General features: G+C 42.8%; 20 protein-coding genes. 8 read left to right on the forward strand and 12 right to left on the reverse strand.

All coding sequences use genetic code 11. The features are described 5' to 3' along the window. Positions 1-111 precede the first annotated feature (111 nt). From EKM67_RS08720 to EKM67_RS08730, 3 genes are read right to left on the reverse strand one after another with little or no spacing between them, the layout of a single operon-like run. The gene (locus tag EKM67_RS08720) at positions 112-567 is read right to left on the reverse strand and encodes a hypothetical protein (RefSeq protein WP_125578637.1); all 456 of its coding nucleotides are present in this window, start codon (positions 565-567) and stop codon (positions 112-114) included. Positions 568-579: 12 nt separating this feature from the next. Further along, complete coding sequence (locus tag EKM67_RS08725) at positions 580-1,773, reverse strand: acetate/propionate family kinase (protein ID WP_125578638.1); 1,194 nt, start codon at positions 1,771-1,773, stop codon at positions 580-582. 44 nt (positions 1,774-1,817) lie between these two features. Beyond that, complete coding sequence (locus tag EKM67_RS08730) at positions 1,818-2,828, reverse strand: class I SAM-dependent methyltransferase (RefSeq protein WP_125578639.1); 1,011 nt, start codon at positions 2,826-2,828, stop codon at positions 1,818-1,820. Positions 2,829-3,160: 332 nt separating this feature from the next. On the opposite strand from EKM67_RS08730, the gene comGA reads away from it, so the two are divergent. From comGA to EKM67_RS08765, 7 genes are read left to right on the forward strand one after another with little or no spacing between them, the layout of a single operon-like run. Next, positions 3,161-4,138, forward strand: a complete 978-nt coding sequence (gene comGA / locus EKM67_RS08735) for a competence type IV pilus ATPase ComGA (protein WP_125578640.1) — start codon at positions 3,161-3,163, stop codon at positions 4,136-4,138. Further along, complete coding sequence (locus EKM67_RS08740; RefSeq protein ID WP_125578641.1) at positions 4,092-5,114, forward strand: type II secretion system F family protein; 1,023 nt, start codon at positions 4,092-4,094, stop codon at positions 5,112-5,114. Before comGA ends, EKM67_RS08740 begins: the two co-directional genes overlap by 47 nt. 2 nt (positions 5,115-5,116) lie before the next feature. Next, a complete protein-coding gene (comGC, locus tag EKM67_RS08745; RefSeq protein WP_125578642.1) occupies positions 5,117-5,452 on the forward strand; it encodes a competence type IV pilus major pilin ComGC in 336 nt (111 codons plus the stop codon). Further along, positions 5,436-5,882, forward strand: coding sequence for a hypothetical protein (locus EKM67_RS08750; RefSeq protein WP_125578643.1), 447 nt, complete (start codon positions 5,436-5,438; stop codon positions 5,880-5,882). Before comGC ends, EKM67_RS08750 begins: the two co-directional genes overlap by 17 nt. Further along, positions 5,872-6,090 (forward strand): hypothetical protein, encoded by a 219-nt coding sequence (locus EKM67_RS08755; protein ID WP_125578644.1) that lies wholly within the window; start codon positions 5,872-5,874, stop codon positions 6,088-6,090. The genes EKM67_RS08750 and EKM67_RS08755 overlap by 11 nt, the downstream gene beginning before the upstream one ends. Continuing rightward, positions 6,071-6,556, forward strand: coding sequence for a hypothetical protein (locus EKM67_RS08760; RefSeq protein ID WP_125578645.1), 486 nt, complete (start codon positions 6,071-6,073; stop codon positions 6,554-6,556). Before EKM67_RS08755 ends, EKM67_RS08760 begins: the two co-directional genes overlap by 20 nt. Continuing rightward, positions 6,528-6,719 (forward strand): hypothetical protein, encoded by a 192-nt coding sequence (locus EKM67_RS08765; protein WP_125578646.1) that lies wholly within the window; start codon positions 6,528-6,530, stop codon positions 6,717-6,719. Before EKM67_RS08760 ends, EKM67_RS08765 begins: the two co-directional genes overlap by 29 nt. 195 nt (positions 6,720-6,914) lie before the next feature. Here the strand turns inward: EKM67_RS08765 and EKM67_RS08770 are convergent, their stop codons facing one another. The 3 genes from EKM67_RS08770 to EKM67_RS08780 form a co-directional block, all read right to left on the reverse strand. Beyond that, positions 6,915-8,195, reverse strand: coding sequence for an MFS transporter (locus EKM67_RS08770; RefSeq protein WP_164506625.1), 1,281 nt, complete (start codon positions 8,193-8,195; stop codon positions 6,915-6,917). Positions 8,196-8,688: 493 nt separating this feature from the next. Continuing rightward, entirely contained in the window at positions 8,689-9,423 is a 735-nt protein-coding gene (locus tag EKM67_RS08775) for a YebC/PmpR family DNA-binding transcriptional regulator (RefSeq protein ID WP_125578648.1), read from the reverse strand. 301 nt (positions 9,424-9,724) lie between these two features. Continuing rightward, positions 9,725-10,246 carry a VanZ family protein gene (locus tag EKM67_RS08780; RefSeq protein WP_125578649.1) on the reverse strand — a complete coding sequence of 174 codons (522 nt, stop codon included), beginning with the start codon at positions 10,244-10,246 and terminating at the stop codon, positions 9,725-9,727. A 258-nt stretch (positions 10,247-10,504) separates the two neighbouring features. Between EKM67_RS08780 and EKM67_RS08785 the strand changes: the two genes are divergently transcribed. Continuing rightward, positions 10,505-11,746, forward strand: a complete 1,242-nt coding sequence (locus EKM67_RS08785) for a DUF4097 family beta strand repeat-containing protein (RefSeq protein ID WP_125578650.1) — start codon at positions 10,505-10,507, stop codon at positions 11,744-11,746. Between the two features lie 115 nt (positions 11,747-11,861). On the opposite strand, the gene EKM67_RS08790 is transcribed toward EKM67_RS08785, so the two are convergent. From EKM67_RS08790 to EKM67_RS08815, 6 genes are all read right to left on the reverse strand, one after another. Then, positions 11,862-12,668, reverse strand: coding sequence for an ABC transporter ATP-binding protein (locus EKM67_RS08790; RefSeq protein ID WP_125578651.1), 807 nt, complete (start codon positions 12,666-12,668; stop codon positions 11,862-11,864). Continuing rightward, positions 12,661-13,584, reverse strand: a complete 924-nt coding sequence (locus EKM67_RS08795) for an ABC transporter permease (RefSeq protein WP_125578652.1) — start codon at positions 13,582-13,584, stop codon at positions 12,661-12,663. The genes EKM67_RS08790 and EKM67_RS08795 overlap by 8 nt, the downstream gene beginning before the upstream one ends. Before the next feature lie 6 nt (positions 13,585-13,590). Then, a complete protein-coding gene (locus EKM67_RS08800; RefSeq protein WP_125578653.1) occupies positions 13,591-14,574 on the reverse strand; it encodes an ABC transporter substrate-binding protein in 984 nt (327 codons plus the stop codon). A gap of 943 nt (positions 14,575-15,517) precedes the next feature. Continuing rightward, on the reverse strand, positions 15,518-16,477 hold the full coding sequence (locus EKM67_RS08805) for an ABC transporter substrate binding protein (protein WP_125578654.1): 960 nt from the start codon (positions 16,475-16,477) through the stop codon (positions 15,518-15,520). A gap of 348 nt (positions 16,478-16,825) precedes the next feature. Further along, positions 16,826-17,533, reverse strand: a complete 708-nt coding sequence (gene sfsA, locus EKM67_RS08810) for a DNA/RNA nuclease SfsA (RefSeq protein ID WP_125578655.1) — start codon at positions 17,531-17,533, stop codon at positions 16,826-16,828. Continuing rightward, positions 17,533-18,336, reverse strand: coding sequence for a Cof-type HAD-IIB family hydrolase (locus EKM67_RS08815; RefSeq protein WP_125578656.1), 804 nt, complete (start codon positions 18,334-18,336; stop codon positions 17,533-17,535). Before EKM67_RS08815 ends, sfsA begins: the two co-directional genes overlap by 1 nt. Positions 18,337-18,470 lie beyond the last annotated feature (134 nt).

The raw sequence follows: 18,470 nt of genomic DNA on the forward strand, positions 1-18,470 counted from the left end.
TGCCGTTCAAGAATGTGCATAAACACTTTAATTATTTGATTGTCCTCTTGACAGGAGCCGAGCCGAAGCTCATTCAGTCCTTTTTTGTTGATGTCGCACATTGAAATCAATTTATTTCTTGATCGCCATTTTAGTTTTGATAACCGGTTGGATCTCGCTAGGTTTTCCAATCAAAGTTAGTGTCCGTGTGCGTTTCAAAAAATTAGTGAAACTAACAGTCACGCTGGTTTCGGTCTTGGATTCCACGGTGACGTCTTTAAAGTTGCGCCAATCTTGCAGTCCCGCAGTTCCTAATGAGATCAGCACATACTTTTCGCCAATGCCTTTACGGATCAAGCCCCAAGTTAACGCCGTCAGCGCAAAGACTGCCAACATCATTTTATCGGTCAGATCCACTGCGCTAGGACGAAAGATGCCGGTAATCAAAACGATTGCGAGAACGACACCAATAATCAGACGGGCCGGTGAAAATTTTGTTTTGTAGCGCAACTTGCCAAAATTCAGCACCAACATGGCAATATCGAAAACAGCCACCAGTGCGATCATCCATAAATAAATTTGTGCCATTCGGTCTCCTGACTATCCTAATCCAGTGATTTTGCAAGTATCGCGAACGATCATCAATTCTTCGTTCGTGGGTACGATCAAAATTTTAACTTTAGAATCTGGTGCAGAAATGATCCGCTCTTCTGCTTCAACTTTATTGGCTTCAACATCTAGTTTTGCACCAATGAAGCCTAGTTTATCGATGATCATTTTGCGAACTGGGATTGAGCCTTCACCCATACCAGCAGTGAAGACCAGCGTATCAACGCCACCCATTTCGGCAACGTAGCTCCCAATATATTTCACGATACGGTTAACGAAAACTTTGATGGCTAAAGCAGATTCAGGGCGTTCTTCGCGTGTCGCTAATAAATCACGCATATCAGGTGATAATCCGGAAATACCCAGCAAGCCGGATTTTTTGTTCAAAATATCGATCATGTCATCAATATCGTTTAAGTTTAATTTTTTCATCAAATAAGCAACTAATGAAGCGTCGATATCACCTGAACGTGTGCTCATCGTAACGCCTGCAAGCGGCGTAAAGCCCATCGAGGTATCATATGACTTGCCATCTTTAATGGCCGTCAACGAAGCACCGCTGCCCAAATGCATGGTGATCATTCGTTGTTTCTTCAAAGGTACCTTGAGGATTTCAGCAGCACGCGCCGAAACATAACGATGGCTTGTCCCGTGGGCGCCATATTTCCGTGCACCATATTTATGATAATAATCTAGAGGTACACTGTACAAAAAGTTTTCTTCTGGCATAGTCGTGTGAAATGACGTGTCAAAAACGGCAACTTCTTTTGCATCTGGTAACAGATGTTGAAAAGCCTGAATTCCCTTGGCTTCGTTAGGATTATGTAATGGCGCATAATCGCCTAGATCGATAATCTTTTGCAAATTTTCGGGTGTCACTTCAGCAGATTCCTTGAAAAATTCGCCACCGGCAACCACACGGTGACCCACACCCTTGATTTCTTTAATATCTTTGATAATACCGGAGTCAAATAACCGGTGTAATAACATATCCACTGCGACTTCTTGAGTGGGAATATCAACTTTGTCTTTGGTTTTTTTGCCGTTGAATTTAACCGAGAAGGTTGAGCCAGGCAAGCCTAAACGATCGACCATGCCTGTGGCAATTTCTTTTTCCTGTGGCATTTCAAATAATTTCCATTTTAAAGTTGAACTACCTGCATTAATTGCTAAAATCTTTACCATTTTGATATCCCCTATTCACTTATCTAATAACGATACGAATATATTTAATGCAAATTGGCTTGCGCCCAAGTTTGCAATTGTGCTGAGAATTCTTGTAAAGTTTTAATACTTTTGGTATCTGGTGTGTTGGCAATCAAAACTTGCTTCGCCTGTTGTGCGTTGCCGCCATGACTTTGTAACACAAGAATCGCCTTATCTGGCAACTCGTCTTGAAAAACGGTACTTGGTAAACTTAGCAACGCTTGTAAATAAACCTTAGAGGTCAACCACCGCGTTAAATCTGTGCCATTATTTTGCTGGAACAAGTTGGCAGGAACGATAAACAATCCCAGTCCACCATCTTTCAACAACTTCATACTCTGTTCAAGTAATAAGAAGTGAGCAAAAGAATGTCCACTTTTGGCCCGTAAATCAAACTGTTCAGACCGCGAATCCACTGGATAATAGCCGACCGGTAAATCCGCAACAACAACGTCTGGCTGTTGATCCAGCAACCAAGGTGTCAGCGCATCCTGGTGTAAATAAGTCACATCTTGATGCAAGAGTTGGCTTAAAACCGCAGCCAATCCTAACAAATCATCATTATTGTCGACACCGTATAAATTCAATGACCGTTGCTCAAACGCAAGTTGCTGCGCGATTGCAAATAATAAGTTGCCTGAACCAACGACGGGGTCAACAATTGTCAGCGCCTTTTCATCTGAGCGTTCAAAAGTATTCACCAACAAACTAAACAATAAACCGATCGCACTAGGCGTTGCTTGTAAATTCGCCTGTGGTCGATCAACTTTCTGCCACCGAACGAGTAATAATTGAATCAGTGCAAATAAATCTGGTGCCACTAACGTTGTTAAATCGATCGTCAGATATAACTTAGTCAATTGGGCAACAACATCTGGTGTTGGTGCGCCATTTTCCACGTTAACTTGGTGTTGTTGAAGATTATTAAGTGTCTCGGTCAAGGCATCCAAGTAATTGCTATTGAGGTTCTTCTGCAAGAGCTCAACTGCCTGATCAACTTGCTGATAAAGTTTCTGTGCTTTTTGTGGATCCATGCTCAACTTCACTCCAATCACTCATGCCTACGAACAATTTTACCGATAAGTTTTAAGATATGCAAGTATTCTCTGGTAGCTTGTTATTTTTTGTGGGTTTGAACTGTGGCCAATCGCTCATTCTTTTGGTGGTGTAAGTTCTGCATGAACAAAGACACATACTGTTAGCGTCATGTTCAAAAACGCGATTTGCAGTTGCTCAAATCCTATCGTACTTTCAGGATTTTTATAATTTAACCCCGATTTAATTCTGTAAATCGTTCACTAATAAACATTTTTGACGGGGATTTTTGCAAATTTTCCGTAATTGATAGTTAGAAGGAGGTGACAACGTGACGATTGCAAATGATGCGAGGCAACTCATCGATTTAGCTGCACAGAAAAAGTTCAGCGACTTACTTTTCAAGCCTAACACAGATGGTTGGAAATTATTGGGGCGCACCGTGTTGACAACCCATTTGATCAGACAACTTTCGATTACCGACGGACAAGCTTTGATCAACTATTTTAAATTTAATGCACAAATGGATCTGAGTGAACATCGCCGCCCTCAAATTGGTGCTTGGCATTATCGAACGGCGGATTTAACGATCGACTTACGTTTGGCGACCGTAGGCGATTTTTTAAATCATGAATCGATGGTAGTGCGTTTACTCAGCAGAAATGCTAACGAATGTGAATTTATCAATCCACAACGTTACGATCAATTACAAAGACTATTATCTAAACGCGGTTTATTTTTGTTTGCGGGTCCGACTGGCTCTGGCAAAACCACACTCATGTATCATTTAGCGCAACAACTGAGCACCACGAAAACTGTCTTAAGCATCGAAGATCCAACGGAAATTGTGGCACCAAATTTTATCCAGTTGCAAGTTAATAACGATGCACAAATGAGTTACGGGGAATTGTTGAAGATCAGCTTGAGATTACGCCCGGATATCTTGATTATAGGCGAAATTCGTGACGATCAAACTGCAAAAATGGCCGTTCAAGCTGCACTCAGTGGCCACTTAGTTTTAGCAACTGTTCACGCGCGAACATCAGGTGGCGTGATCCAACGCATGATCGATCTAGGTGTCAGCCAAACTTCACTCAGCAACGCCCTGACAGGTTGCTGTTATCAACGCTTGATCCTGACGACGGACCAAGCAATGAAAGTGGCTTTAGATTTGCTTAGTCCAACTGAAATGGCCAGTTTAATTGCACATCCACGATCCAAGTTATTTAATTGGCAAGCCGATTTGCAGGAGGCACAACAAAATGGTGAAATCACAGCAACAACACTGGCAGAATATCAGGATGGCTAAGCCTAAAACTTTAAAAAATGCGCAACTGGTCGAATTTTTGGAATTATCAGGTGAGTTATTACAAAATGGCTACCCCCTCCAAAATATTCTCACTTTAGCGCCAGCATTGAACTTACTTTCAAGCGATCAATCCGCCGCTATGGCTGCCTCATTTGCGGAAGGTAACGGTTTAGCACAGGCAATGGCGCCACTCGTTCAACAACCAAACCTGATCACTCAACTCGAGATTGCGGAGCATCATGGTAATTTAGCGGCTTGCTGTAAAGAAAACGCGCAATTTTTACGTGAGCGACAAGAACAAACTAAACAATTGCGCGGACTACTTGCCTACCCGGTATTTTTATTGGTGATGATGGCAGGGCTACTCGTTTTCATCCAACTGGTTTTGCGACCACAATTGGCAAGCCTACTACCTCAACAACCAATGACAAATCGTCCCATAATTATATTGATCGTCGTCATCATTGTTGCGCTTTTGCCAGCAGTCTTTTGGCTCAAACTTCCATTAGAAAGGCGTCGCTACTGCCATCTTAAATTGCCGATCGTCAATAAAATCTGGCGATCATACTATAATTTTCTACTTTTTACAGATCTGGCACACTTAGTTCAGGGCGGCCTTTCGTTACAAGAAATTCTTAATTATGTGAGTCAATTCGATCCAAAATCACTTCAAGTCTTTCTAGCAAGAAAAGTTTCACTTGAACTAAAAAACGGGAGCCCGCTCTCCGCCATTGTTAGCAATGAACCGCTCTTGCCCAACGAGTTGTTGATTTTGCTTGCCAAGGGTGACACGAAAGCCTTTCAAGCCATCGAGTTACAAATACTTGCGCAACGAAATTTTCGCCAGCTAAACCGTCGCTTGAAACAATTGATCGATCAAACCCAGCCACTACTATTTATCCTAATTGCCGCGATGATTGCGGTACTGTACTTACAAATTTTATTACCGATCTATCAAATTATGAGAGGATTTTAACCATGAAAAAGTTGTTTAAAACGAACAAAAAAAGAGCCGCATTTACTTTAATTGAGATGTCCCTGGTGCTATTAATAATTTCCTTACTATTGATCGTTATTTTACCAAATTTGAATCAACAGAAGAATAGTGCTGACGAGAAAGTTAACAGTGCCTTTGCCAAGAATGTTGAAACACAAGTCATGCTTTATCAAGGCGCAAACGATAAGGTACCCAGTGTTGCCGAATTAGTTTCAGCAGAATATATTACTAAAGAGCAGGAAACCAAAATTGATAAAATTGGATTAACCATTGACCAAAAGAATGGCAAAGTGAGCTTCAATGAAAGTCATAAATAATCAAAAAGCCGGCTTCACACTGTTGGAAATGTGTTTAACCCTCACGTTGATTTGTGGTGCACTCGTATTGGGCAGCCATTACCAGCCGCAACAGTTTGCCGGCTGGGCAGAACGAATGACGATCAATCAATTCAAAGAGAATTGGGATAGTAGTCTTAATTATTCCTTGACCAATCACAAGTCGGTGACGGTTTCGTTTCACACGCAAGGCAATTATGTCAGCTTCCGCAGTCCACCGAACACCAATCCGTGGTATCGATTCGTTTATCTTCCCAGCACTTTGCGTATGAGGCTCAAAGATTCGGATCTCCCGGCAACCACCATTAGCGATGGCAAAATTAAAAAGCCGCAAACGATTTACTTCGATAATGGCAAGAAAACCATCACGCTGACAACACAAATGTATTGGGGTCATTTGAATGAAAGATAATCCGATTTTTCAAAAACCACGCGCCTTTCTCTTAGCCGAAAGTTGTCTGTGTTTATTCGGCTTGTGTATCATGAGTCTCTATCTCTCCCACGCTATTATTTCCGGAGAGAATCACGCCAATACGTGGCAAAATAAGGTCGATCAAGCCCTCGTCAAAAATAGTCAATACAAGAAGGAAATTGCCAACAATGAACAGCAGAAAAATTAAGGCATTCACTTTACTGGAAACCGCATTTAGCCTCCTGATTTTATTGATCATCTGTCAGTTACTACTAGAATTAACTCAAACCAGTCAATCCTTAGCTAATAGACTGAAAAAGAGCCGAGAGTCTCCAGAGATCGCTGTGATTCAATTGGAACAAAATTTAAAAGGAAAAGCGATTATGCCAGCAACAGCAGACGACGGCTTTTATTATTTCGGTAAAAATGAGGCGGGCAAGGATGTTGATTATCACGTTTACTTGCGTCTAAAGCAAGGCGAAATCGTTGCCAGTAACAGTGCCAATCAAGGTTATATGCCCCTTTGGTACGGCGTCAAAAATGTTAAATTCACTTACAAAGCACCGTTATTGACGATGGAAATGCAACAGCGTGACGGGCAAACACTCACTGCTTACTTTTTAGCGAAGGAATGGAAGAAGAACAATGAAAATAAGACACCCACAACGAGGTAGCATCACCCTATTGACTTTAACCGTGCTGACCCTAATGTTGCTATTGATCGGATTTGTAGAAAGTTATTATCAACAACGAGTCGCCAATTTACAAAACCAATATCAATATTACAAAACTGAGAATAAAAAACTACGCGAATTAAGCGACCGGCCAGTAAAATAACCGCAAAACGTTACACGAAATAAACAATCTGAAGGCACTGGCGTGGTCAATATTTGCCGCCGCTTCTCGACAGACAATAGAAATATCGCTGAACAAAAAGTCCACCACCATTTTGCAATATAATCTCGTGAAATGGTGGTGGACTTTTCTAATTAGCATCGGCACCTGAACCGTCTTTAGTCCATTGACAAAAGCCTATGGATTGATCTTAGCATCCGCAAAATCAAGCTTTTTGATAAATTTATAATAAACCAAGATTGCAAATTTAATCGCGACCACGACTGCAACGATAATCAAGTTCAGCGTAACTAAGTTAACTCTCTTAATATCATACAACGCGCTATAAATTAATGTCGCGATCGGCGAAGTGCCCATCATGACCGCGCCGGTAAAAGAGAAAACCTTTCCTTGCATCTTTGCTGGAACTTCTTTAACGTACCAAACCTGCAGTGGAATATTGTAAAAACTTTCTAAAAATGGAATTAGGAATAACGCAACGACTAGCAGGCTGAATCCGGTCGGCGGTGTAAAAGTCCCGCTGACACCCAAAAAGATCATCAATGCAGTAGTTACAAAGCTTAGAATCATTAAAAGAGACAATGGCTTTTCCTGATCACCTCGTTTAGCCACGATAAACCCCGAGAGCAATTGCCCAACGATCATTGTGGCACTGACCACGCTGTAATAGATTTGGTCTAATTTGAAAATCGATAGCACGATCAATGGTGGCACAATATAAAAAATGGTATCGCAGGCATTCACAACGCTTGATAAAATCACTAAGCTCCGCAAATATTTCTGCTTGAATAGCCATTTAACGGTTGGTAAGAATTTATTTTCATCAACGGTTGTCCCCTCTTCCGTTTCTATGGGAGACTGGATCAATTTAAAATTCAGCAGAAAAACGATCACTAGACTTAAAATTTCGGAAAATAACTCTATTCCCGAAATAATCCCAAACGACACGAGTGCAAACAATGCACCTCCGATCAATGGTGCAATCGCTTGTGAGATGTCGGCGGCAATCTGCTGATAGGCGCGCAGTTTCGTCTGGTGAGACTCCTGAACGAAGTTGATGCTACTGGCAAACAGGGTCAGCAGAACAAATTCATCGGTTACTTTTAAGCACATTACAATCACAAAACTAAAGATAAGCAAGTCTAGGTCAGAAAATCGACTGAAGAAAATGATAAAAAACATTATGCTGAGAATACTCGCCAATTGCGCGATCACTACGACTTTTTTATGGGAACAGGCATCGATAATTTTCCCAATGAACGGCGTTAAGATGACGATGGCGATCGGTCCGGCAATCATATTGATGCCGAAAGAAATGGAGCTCTTGATTTGGTTATAAATAAATAGGGCTAGCGAAAAAGAAAACAGCCCACTGCCAAACTGCGAAACAAACGTTAAGATGACTCGCAGCCACAATTGTTGATAGGATTTCTTTTCTAGAACGGCTTCGTTTGTCATTGCGTGCACCACCTTCTGCAGAATAAAAATATTCTGCCAAAATTTTAATGAGCTAGCGTTCATATTGATCGTCAAACAATACAAACAAACTTTGCGGCAATCAACCTACCTCCTGAGCAAATGGTCAATCCATAACGGCCGTTTTACTAAATTGAAGATAAAAAAATAAAGACACACTCATATAAACATATGAAGTGTGTCTTTACCTTTGATTCCGGCTAAATTATAACGACCAGTTTTCTACGAGTGCGTGCAATCGCCACTCACGTAAATTTCACCACTTCAGTTTTAGCATTTATTTTTTCTTCTAAGCGTTTCATGCTAAAACCTCCATGGATTCATTTGATGTGTCCAGTTTATCACAGTGTTAATGTAAGCGTCAACACGAATTGTGGTATTTGGCTAATTCAATGCAACAAAAAAGAAAATGCCGAAACATTTTCTTTGAGTTATACCACTATATTTATGATTTAAAAACCATTCCCAACAAAGATTAATCTTCGTCTGGCAGCTCACCGGCATGGTAAACGTTTTGAACGTCATCATCGTCTTCCAATTGATCGACCATGCGATCGAATTGTTCAACTTTGTCGGCAGGAACTGGGGTTGTATTCTGTGGAACCATTGTTAATTCGGCTCTCACAAATTTGTAGCCTTTCGCTTCAAGTGAATCACGAACGCCGGCAAAATCTTTCGGATTTGTATAAATCTCATAAGCTTCGTCTGACGTCTGTAAATCATCGCCACCAGCATCCATCACATCTTCTAACATCTGATCTTCATCAGCGTCAGTCGTTGTGCGATCGATTGCAAAATAACCGCGACGATCAAACATATAACTCACTGAACCTGATGCGCCTAAATTACCGCCATTACGGGTGAAAGCAACGCGCACGTTTGAGGCCGTCCGATTCTTGTTATCGGTAAGTCCTTCGACTAAGATAGCAACGCCACCAGGTGCATAGCCTTCATAGGTGACCTCTTCGTAACTTTCGCCTTCGGCACCTTGAGCTTTTTTGATGGCGCGGTCAATATTGTCGTTAGGCATATTGGCAGCCCGCGCTTTGTCCATCACCAAGCGTAATGAAGGATTATTCGCTGGATCAGGATCACCATTCTTTGCGGCCATATAAATTTCACGAGATAATTTTTGGAAAATTTTACCACGCTTTGAATCCTGTGCATTCTTACGACCTTGGATATTGTGCCATTTTGAATGTCCTGACATTCGCTTCTCCTTCTTTCATTAACAAACTTGGATGAAACCGTAATTAATCATATCAAAATCCCTCTTTTAACGCAATGGGTTATTGAAAAAGAGTGTGAGACACAACGGGTGAAATTCAGGATTAATGCAACTCATTCAGAAATCTGCGCTTTTCGGATTTTTGAATGAGTTCATTAACCACAAATTTCAGTTGTGGAGAACACGTTTCAAAAGAGTGTGAAACACAACGGGTGAAATTGGGGATTAATGCAACTCATTCAGAAATCCATGCTTTTCGGATTTTTGAATGAGTTCATAACTTCTACCCGACCCGATATTTACGACTTTTACGCGGACGTTTTTTCTGAATGAGCATGAAGATAATCATTGCTAAAATAACGCCGGTCAATGCGCCCATTGAATCCAGCATCACATCTCGAATCATCGGTGAGCGGTCGCCGGTCAATAATTGATGGAATTCATCTGTCGCCGCATAGCCAGTTGCGCTTAGCCATACCAAAATTGCCCGCACGCCAAAATTCGGCACCAAACTCGTGAATCCTAAATAAGCGAACAAACCAATTAATAAATTACTACCAAAATGAGCCAATTTACGTAATATAAATTCGACCATACCGGCCAACCCATCGGTTTTCACCGAAAAAGTGTGTCCGGCATAATCGATCGAGATCGGCGCCAGCCATTTCTTCAACCAGTTCAAATTAAAGCGACCGAGTTCAGGGACGACGGTTTGTTGACGATAAGTCATCGACGAGCTGATGAAAATTAACACCATCACCAAAATAGTTAAGCCTAAAAAGATCTTTTCTTGTTTGTGACTCATAAATATCCTCCGAAATAAGAAATCAGCGTGCTCATGACTAATCGTTCAATTTTAGCACGTTTGCTAAATGACACGCAAACAGACGACCAAAACTCACTCGATAAGTTGAGACTTTATGAAAAGCGCAAATTATGCTACATTAAATCTAACCGCGAGATATGCGCCAACTGTTTTTCGGCGGAGTGTTCATTAACTAAATCAAAGGACGCATAACGAAAAATACGTACCCGTCATGTCTAACCAGAAAGAAGAATAAGTATGCAATCCGAACTCGAACGAATCCTGCGCGAACATTTCGTTTCATTTAAGCAAACCGATGAAACCGAAGCGCTTTTCACAACTATTTTAACTAATCTTAACGAAGATATGCAACAGAAAATCCAAGCCGGCGCGACTAAGGAACAAGCGCTCGCCGAATCGTTAACCAATATTGATGAATTAGACGACCTTTTAGCGAGCATCGCCAATCGTAATGAAGGCAAGGAATTTGATAGTCGCCAGCTGAATCGTTTTTACGATCGATTTTTTGCGACGAAATTAGTTCAATCGATCAAGTGTGATGTGAGCCAATTAAATCAAATCATCATCGATTATCGTTCGGCGACAATTATCGTCAGTGACAGTCCTGACGATCAGCTGATTATCAACGAATATATGAATCACGATCGACCGAGTCTTTATGCGCAGAAACAACAAGACGGCGATAAAGTTAAAATCGAACAGAAAGCACGTGGAGGCGCGTTTGCGTTCATGCGGATCCGCGTGGAAATCTTGGTTCCTCAAAAGTTCACCGGTTTTATTTTTCTAAATAGTCACAGTGGCAATGTCCTGATCAGTCAATTAGTCGGCGCTTATATTCTGGAAGTGAGCTCAACCAGTGGTTCGATTCTCACACACAACCTTGAGCTGACTCAGATTCATCTGCAGGCTAAATCTGGCTCGCTAAAAAATGGTTTCTTGACTGCCGAACAAATCGTGCTTAATAGCGCGAGCGGTTCTGTCTCCTTGCAACATGGAACAGGCGTTTCCGTAGCGGGAATGATCAGTGTGACTGCCAAGAGTGGCAATGTCGAGCTGACACACCTCACCGCCAATGAAATTAATGCTGAAAGTCATAGTGGCAGTCTAAGTGGTTCACAATTACACGCGGACAAATTTAATTTCCTGGCGAAATCCGGGAACATTAATGCCGAGCAACTTTCTGGTACCGGCCGTTTTGTTTCAACGAGTGGAAATATCCACCTTGATTTCAAAACTGTGACTACCGACTTGACCCTTTCCTCAACGAGCGGTTCTATTCACACCACAATCCCGGCAGACAGCCAATGCCTGATCAACACGTATAGTTCGAGCGGAAATACCGCACTTCCTTATGCCACGCGGATCGACCCGACTCACAATCGCCGACAAAAAATTGGTCAGCTCGGTGATCAACCGACTTATACTTTGAATGCGCATAGTAATAGTGGCAATATTCGCATCAAAATCACGGATCAATAATTTTCGCGAATCACAATGTTAATGAAATCAAAAAGTTGTCCCGGTCGTTTTGAACGTATTCATTCAAAACGACCGGGACAACTTTTTTTAATTATCAATCACTGGTACTGGAAATTTAGCTCAATAACACGGCATCATCGTTCATTTCCTGACCGCTATTTTCTTTAAACATGTTTAGTAAATCAGTCACGGATAACTTCTTCTTGTCCGCGCCGGCAATATCGACGACAATTTTCCCGTGATCGAGCATGATCAGACGATTGCCATATTTAATTGCGTCGGCCATGTTGTGCGTGATCATCAAAGTTGTCAGATTCAATTCGTTAACTAATTGATCGGTCAGCTGCATGACAATCGCACTGGTTTTCGGATCGAGCGCGGCTGTATGCTCATCCAATAAAAGCAAGGCCGGATTTTTCAAGGTGGCCATCAGCAATGTGATTGCTTGACGCTGCCCACCCGATAACAACCCGATATCTGTGGTCAAACGATTTTCCAGCCCCAAGCCAAGCGTGGCCAAACGTTCTTGGAATAATTTGCGGTCGCGACGTTTAACACCGGATGACCAAAAGTTGCGCCATTCACCGCGTCGTAAAGCCAGCGCCAGATTTTCTTCAACGGTTAATAAAGGGGCGGTTCCCATTTTGGGATCTTGGAAAACGCGGCCGATTAATTTGGCCCGTTTTTCAACGCTTTGATAAGTGACGTCGATGTTGTTGATCAAAATATGACCGGTATCAATTGGTAAACTGCCGGCGACACTGTTCAGCAAGGTCGATTTTCCGGCACCATTACCACCGATCACAGAAACAAAATCACCCGCAGCCAAATTCAAGTTGATGCCAGTCAAGGCATGATTTTCATTAACCGTCCCGCGTTCAAAGTATTGATGCAGGTCGCGTATTTCTAAAATGTTAGTCATTTGACTGGTCCTCCTTGCGTACGGAATTGTTTAAAACGTTTTGGTGCCGACGCTCACGTTGTTTGATTTTCTTCTGAAATAAAGGTAAGGATAAGAATACGGCCAACATTAGTGAATAGAACAAACGCAAGCTGTTCGGATCGACGCCTAACCATAAAACGGCCGCGATGATGAAACGATAGATGATCGCGCCGCCTATGATCGTGAGCAAACGGACGCCGAAAGACACGTGATGGATCACAACTTCAGCGATAATAATGGCTGCTAACGCGATGACCAAGGTTCCGATCCCCATGCTACTATCGGCATAACCGTTGATCTGCGCCATCAAACTCCCGGACAAGGCGATTAAGCCGTTAGAAATCATGTAGACAACCATTTTCATGTTGTCGGTGCTGATCCCGTTTGCCAAACTCATCTGCTCGTTATCACCCACCGCGCGAGCCGCCAAGCCCATTTCGGTGTTGAAAAAGAACACTAGGATGAAAATAACGACCACTAACACGATGGCGCCGATCACAATGGCAGCGACCGTTTGATCGGTGATCGGCAACAAAGTCAGCACAGTTTTGAAATCGCCGACCAGCGACACGTTAGCTTTGCCCATCACGAATAAATTCACTGAATATAAACCTGTCAGTGTTAAAATACCGGTTAATAATGCGGGGATCTTTAATTTCGTGTGCAAAAATCCAGAAACGAATCCGGCTGCACAACCGCCTAGAAATCCTAACAACGTTGCCACGATTGGATTGGTGCCACTGACGATTTGGTGCGCCGTAATTGCGGCACCTAAGGGAAAACTACCCTCGGCCGTCATATCGGCAATATCTAAAATTCGGAACGTTAGATAAACGCCAATGGCCATTACGGACCACAAAATTCCTAACGAAATACTTGAAACAATAATATCCACGATCGATCACTTCACCTTTGCAATTTTTTCATCACTGATCTTAAAAATCTGGGTAAATTTCTTGTTCACTTGCAATTGAACATCCGTTGGCCGCTCAACTGCAATATCGGCAGGTTTCTTTTTATCTTTAATAATCTTCAAGGCCATTTGCGCCGTTTGTCGACCTAACTTGTTGTAATCTAAGGCCTTCGTTGCGACACCGCCCAATTTTAACATGGCTTCGACTGCGGGAACAACCGGAACTTTCTTCTCTTCAGAAATTTTACCGATCGTCGCCATCGCACTGGCGGCCACGTTGTCGGAAGGAATGTAAATCGCCTCAGATTCTTGGCACAGACTCCGCATCGCTTGTTCCACATCGTTGGTGGTAGCGACGGTGCGACTGACCGAAGTTAAACCTAACCGCTTGATTTCCTTCTTGGCAATCTTGATTTGATAGACTGAATTTGGCTCAGCCGCGTTGTAAAGCAATCCAACTTTCTTAGCTTTAGGAAATAGTTGATGCAATAAATCGATCTGTTGGGCAACAGAAACCAAATCGCTCGTCCCGGTCACATTGCCACCCGGGTTTTTTAAACTTTTAACTAAGCCCGCGCCTACTGGATCCGTGATTGCGGTAAATAATAGCGGTGTTTTTGTGTCGGCTTGTTTTAAGGATTGTGCGGCTGGTGTCGCGATGGCTAAATTGACCACATTATTATCGCGCTGCAATCTTTCACTCATGGTTTTTAAATTCGACTGGTCACCTTGTGCGTTTAAATAATCGATCTGCAAATTTTTACCGTCTTTGTAACCGTGCTTGGCTAGTTCATAAATAAATCCCTTACGCGCCGCATCCAATGATTCGTGGTCCATTAATTGTAAGATGCCAATTTTGACCACATCTTTATCGGTGGCAGTGGACTTTTTTTCACAACCACTTAATCCGATCGCAATTCCGGCCAATGCCACGATTGCAAAACCCTTGATTATTCTTTGACTCAATTTCATGTTGCTTCCTCCTCAAAATAAAAACCGCTGGATCCAATTTATCATCAGTCCACGCGGCAAAGAGTTGGCAAAGCATAAAAATACCGCGTAGATCCGAATGTTCCAACTGATCTACGCGGCTCCAAAGTCATCAAAAATTACTTCGGCCAACATAGATACAAACCGCCGAGTTTGCATCTATATCGACACAAACCGGCTATCTAAAGAAGCCGAAGAAAAAGCTGTTGTTTAATTGTGGTTTTGAATAAATTGGCATTCAAATCACTCCAGTTTTTACTATGCTTCTCATCATAGACGAGGAATATGCAAAAATCAAGCCTTAATTGCAAGATTCTTTGAAAATTATTTGAAAATACATCCTGATACTTATCCTTACCAAATATTAATCTACCTGCGGTCGAAAGTGCCGGGGCAGGCAGTCTGTGGCCGTGGGACCGCTCCAAGCCTTTCGAAGTTCGCGAAAGTCTTGAAGCTTCGATTTGAGCCTCGGAAAAACGCCGAGTCTCAAATACGATCCACCATGTAAGGCGGGCAAAAACGGCCCACCAACATGGTTGTCACTGCCACGACTGCCTGTCCCAGCACTTTCGACCTAAACTTATTTAGTTTAGTGTAGGATTTGAATAGATGGGTTCCTGAAAGTTGATTATCAAGGTAGCCTTTGCTCTAAATAACAAAGATTGTTATGCGGTAAATATTATCGAGCTCTTCTGAATAGAATAGGCGAAATTTGTGGTGGGAACTGGGACTTGCAGTGGCATTTCTGTTAATGAGCGGTCTTTGCGAATTTACAGAAAGGGGAAATGTGAGATCCGACGGTTTTCCGGAGCTCACATTTCAGGCGGAAGAATTTCCGTACTTTGGAAATCCTGCAGCCGTCCCCACAGCAGTTTCCCAGTTCCCACCACAAATTTCACCGGAACCAAATCAGCTCTGCAAGTATCTATTTAAATTCACTAGGATCGATCTTAAATAATTTCGCCAGCTTATCATTAAACGACAATTTTACTTCTGCTGGTTTTTCAACTGGTAAATCTTTGACTGCCTTTTTATCTTTGATGATCTTGATCGCCATTTTAGCGGTCTGACGCCCGAGTAAATTGTAGTCGATGCCGCGAGTGGCAACGCCGCCTAATTCGACCATGGGAATCGTGGCTGGAATCACGGGGACCTTCGCTTTTTCGGAAACTTTGCCGACAGTGGCCATGGCCGCGGTCAAAACATTATCGGCCGGAATATAAATCGCGTCAACTTGTTTGGCTAGGCTTGCTGTGGCTTGTTCCACATCGTTCGTGGTGGCAACGGTGCTGGCTTTGTAGGCAATTCCTTTTTTCTTGAGGATTTTCTCAGCCTGCTTGATCTGCACCACGGAATTGGGTTCAGCGGCGTTATACAAGAGTCCGATCGTTTTAGCCTTGGGGAATAATTCTTGCAACAAATCCAACTGGCTGGCAACCGGCACGCTGTCGGTCACACCCGTGGCGTTCTTATTGGGCTTGTTTAAATTGCTGACCAATCCGGCATTAACTGGATCGGTAATCGCGGTGAAAAGTAACGGCGTCTTCTGGTCGGCCGTGATCATCGCTTGTGCGGCTGGCGTTGCGATTGCTAAATTCAACGTGTTTTTATCACGAGCTAAACGTTCACTCATCGTCTTTAAATTCGATTGGTCACCTTCAGCGTTGACATAATCGATTGTAATATTCTTGGCGTCTTCATACCCGGCTGCCTTAAGTTCGCTGACAAAACCTTTACGCGCTTCATCCAGCGCACTTTGATCGATCAATTGCAGAATCCCGATCTTGATCTTGCCGTCATCTGCCGCCTTCTTTTTCGTGCAGCCTGTAAATAGTGCCAACATTGCCACTAAACTTAATGCCATTAATAAATGCTTCTTCTTCATTTTAATTTCCTCCAAATTTTTAACACGACGCAAAAGGCCAGTCACGAAGAAAATGATTCCCGTGGCTGGCCAATTTAATTCTACCTTAAGTAAAATAAAAACCACATGGAATTATTTCCTCCATGTGGTTAATGCGCATCAAAATTACTGCGACCATCATGGATGCAAACCGCGAAGCGGCCTGCATCCTCAAGATACAAACCGCTATCCGTAATAGCCGTAGTAATACGTGTTATTCAGTTGTGTAAGATTAAATTTTCTCATTTAAATCACTCCACAAACTTAGTATGTTCTTAGAATAGCATGTTGTTTCATAATGTCAAGCGAAAAATCTAAGAAATTTCTCAATCAATATTCCGCAGACAAATCAAATTCGACCGGTTGTTTTAACGTGATCGATTCTGGAGCGACCACACAATCATAGGCCAGCACTTGAACGCCTGCCTGTTGGGCCGTGGCAATTGCCGCCGTCAATTCTGGTTGTAGCAGTGTATTGATAGTCATTTTTCTCATGCCTGACATCTGCACGATGAATAACAAAAAAGCATGATAGCCTTCTTGCTGTGCCAACATTAACGTCTGTACATGTTTCAGCCCGCGCGTGGTTACCGCATCCGGAAAAGCCGCTAAGCCATCGCGCTCAAGTGTCACGCCTTTAACTTCTACGAAAAATCGACTGTCATCGCTCAACTCGCCCGCAATATCCAACCGCGAATTCGCATAAACGACTTCACGACGAACCGATTGGACCGGCGCAACCTGAGGTAAGACGATTTGACCAGCTCGTAATCCCTCCGCCGCTAAATCATTGGGGATCTGCGAATCAATGTTGATCCAATTCCCCGCTTTATTAACGGCGATCAAATCGAAGGCAGTTTTGCGCGCAGGATTATGATTCTGCGTTAACGCCACAGTGACGCCCGGAATTAACAGCTCGCGACATTTACCGGTATTTTTAACGTGGACGGTCAATTCTTGATTGCCTTGCTGACAAATCGCGATGAATCGATTCGGTCGTTGCACAAAAGTGGCTAGACTGACTTCCGGATAATTCACTAGGCTAACATCCGCGTAATTGCTTGCGCGACGCCGCCCTCATCGTTGATGCCCGTCACGAAATCAGCGACTTGTTTAACTTCGGGAATCCCATTGCCCATCGCAACAGCCGTGCCGGCAAAATCAAGCATCGCTAAATCATTGTGTTGATCACCAATGGCCATGACTTCGGAAGGATCGATCTGCAAATGTTGCGCCAATTTTGCCAAGCCTGTCCCTTTAGTAGCGGATTTAGGCATCACGTCAATGTAATTAACGTCTGAATGCAAAAAGTTAAAGCGAGCCTTAATTTCAGGATCGAGATTTTTCAAGAAGCGGTCGATTTTCACGGGTTCGTCGATAAACATGCATTTAGGCATCCGCATCTCGTGGGAAAGCTCCGATTCGTTGCGAATTCGCAAGGGAATGTTCAGCAAATAAGCCTCACCCACGACCACGTGATTAATATTATGACTCGACGTATAAACGGCATCGTCATTTTCGATACATAAACAAATATCATATTCATGTGCCAACGATTCTAATAATAAATAATCATCAAACGTGAAAGAAGTGCTCGACAAAACTTGCCCCGTTACACTCTGAACCAACGAGCCATTGAAGGCAACGACATATTGATCGGCGCCAGTGATTCCAAGCGTCTGCAATTCACCACGTAAGCCAGGCAATGGTCGACCGGTCGAAAGCACAACCTTGACTCCCTTCGCGCTGGCAGCCTTGATCACTGGAATGTTCTGCGGTGCGATAACGTGGTCTGAGTTTAGCAACGTTCCGTCCATATCGATAGCAACTAATTTGATCATTAGAAAAATAGCAATCCTTTTTAAAAATAAATTATCGAGCCAACCATTCGGATTTTAACAATGAATAACTAAAGGTTGAAAGTACACAAATAGCCCTCGGGCCTTGTACCAGCACAGTTTCCTCATAAAAATTA

The organism is Lapidilactobacillus mulanensis, from assembly GCF_003946215.1.
GTDB lineage: Bacteria > Bacillota > Bacilli > Lactobacillales > Lactobacillaceae > Lapidilactobacillus > Lapidilactobacillus mulanensis.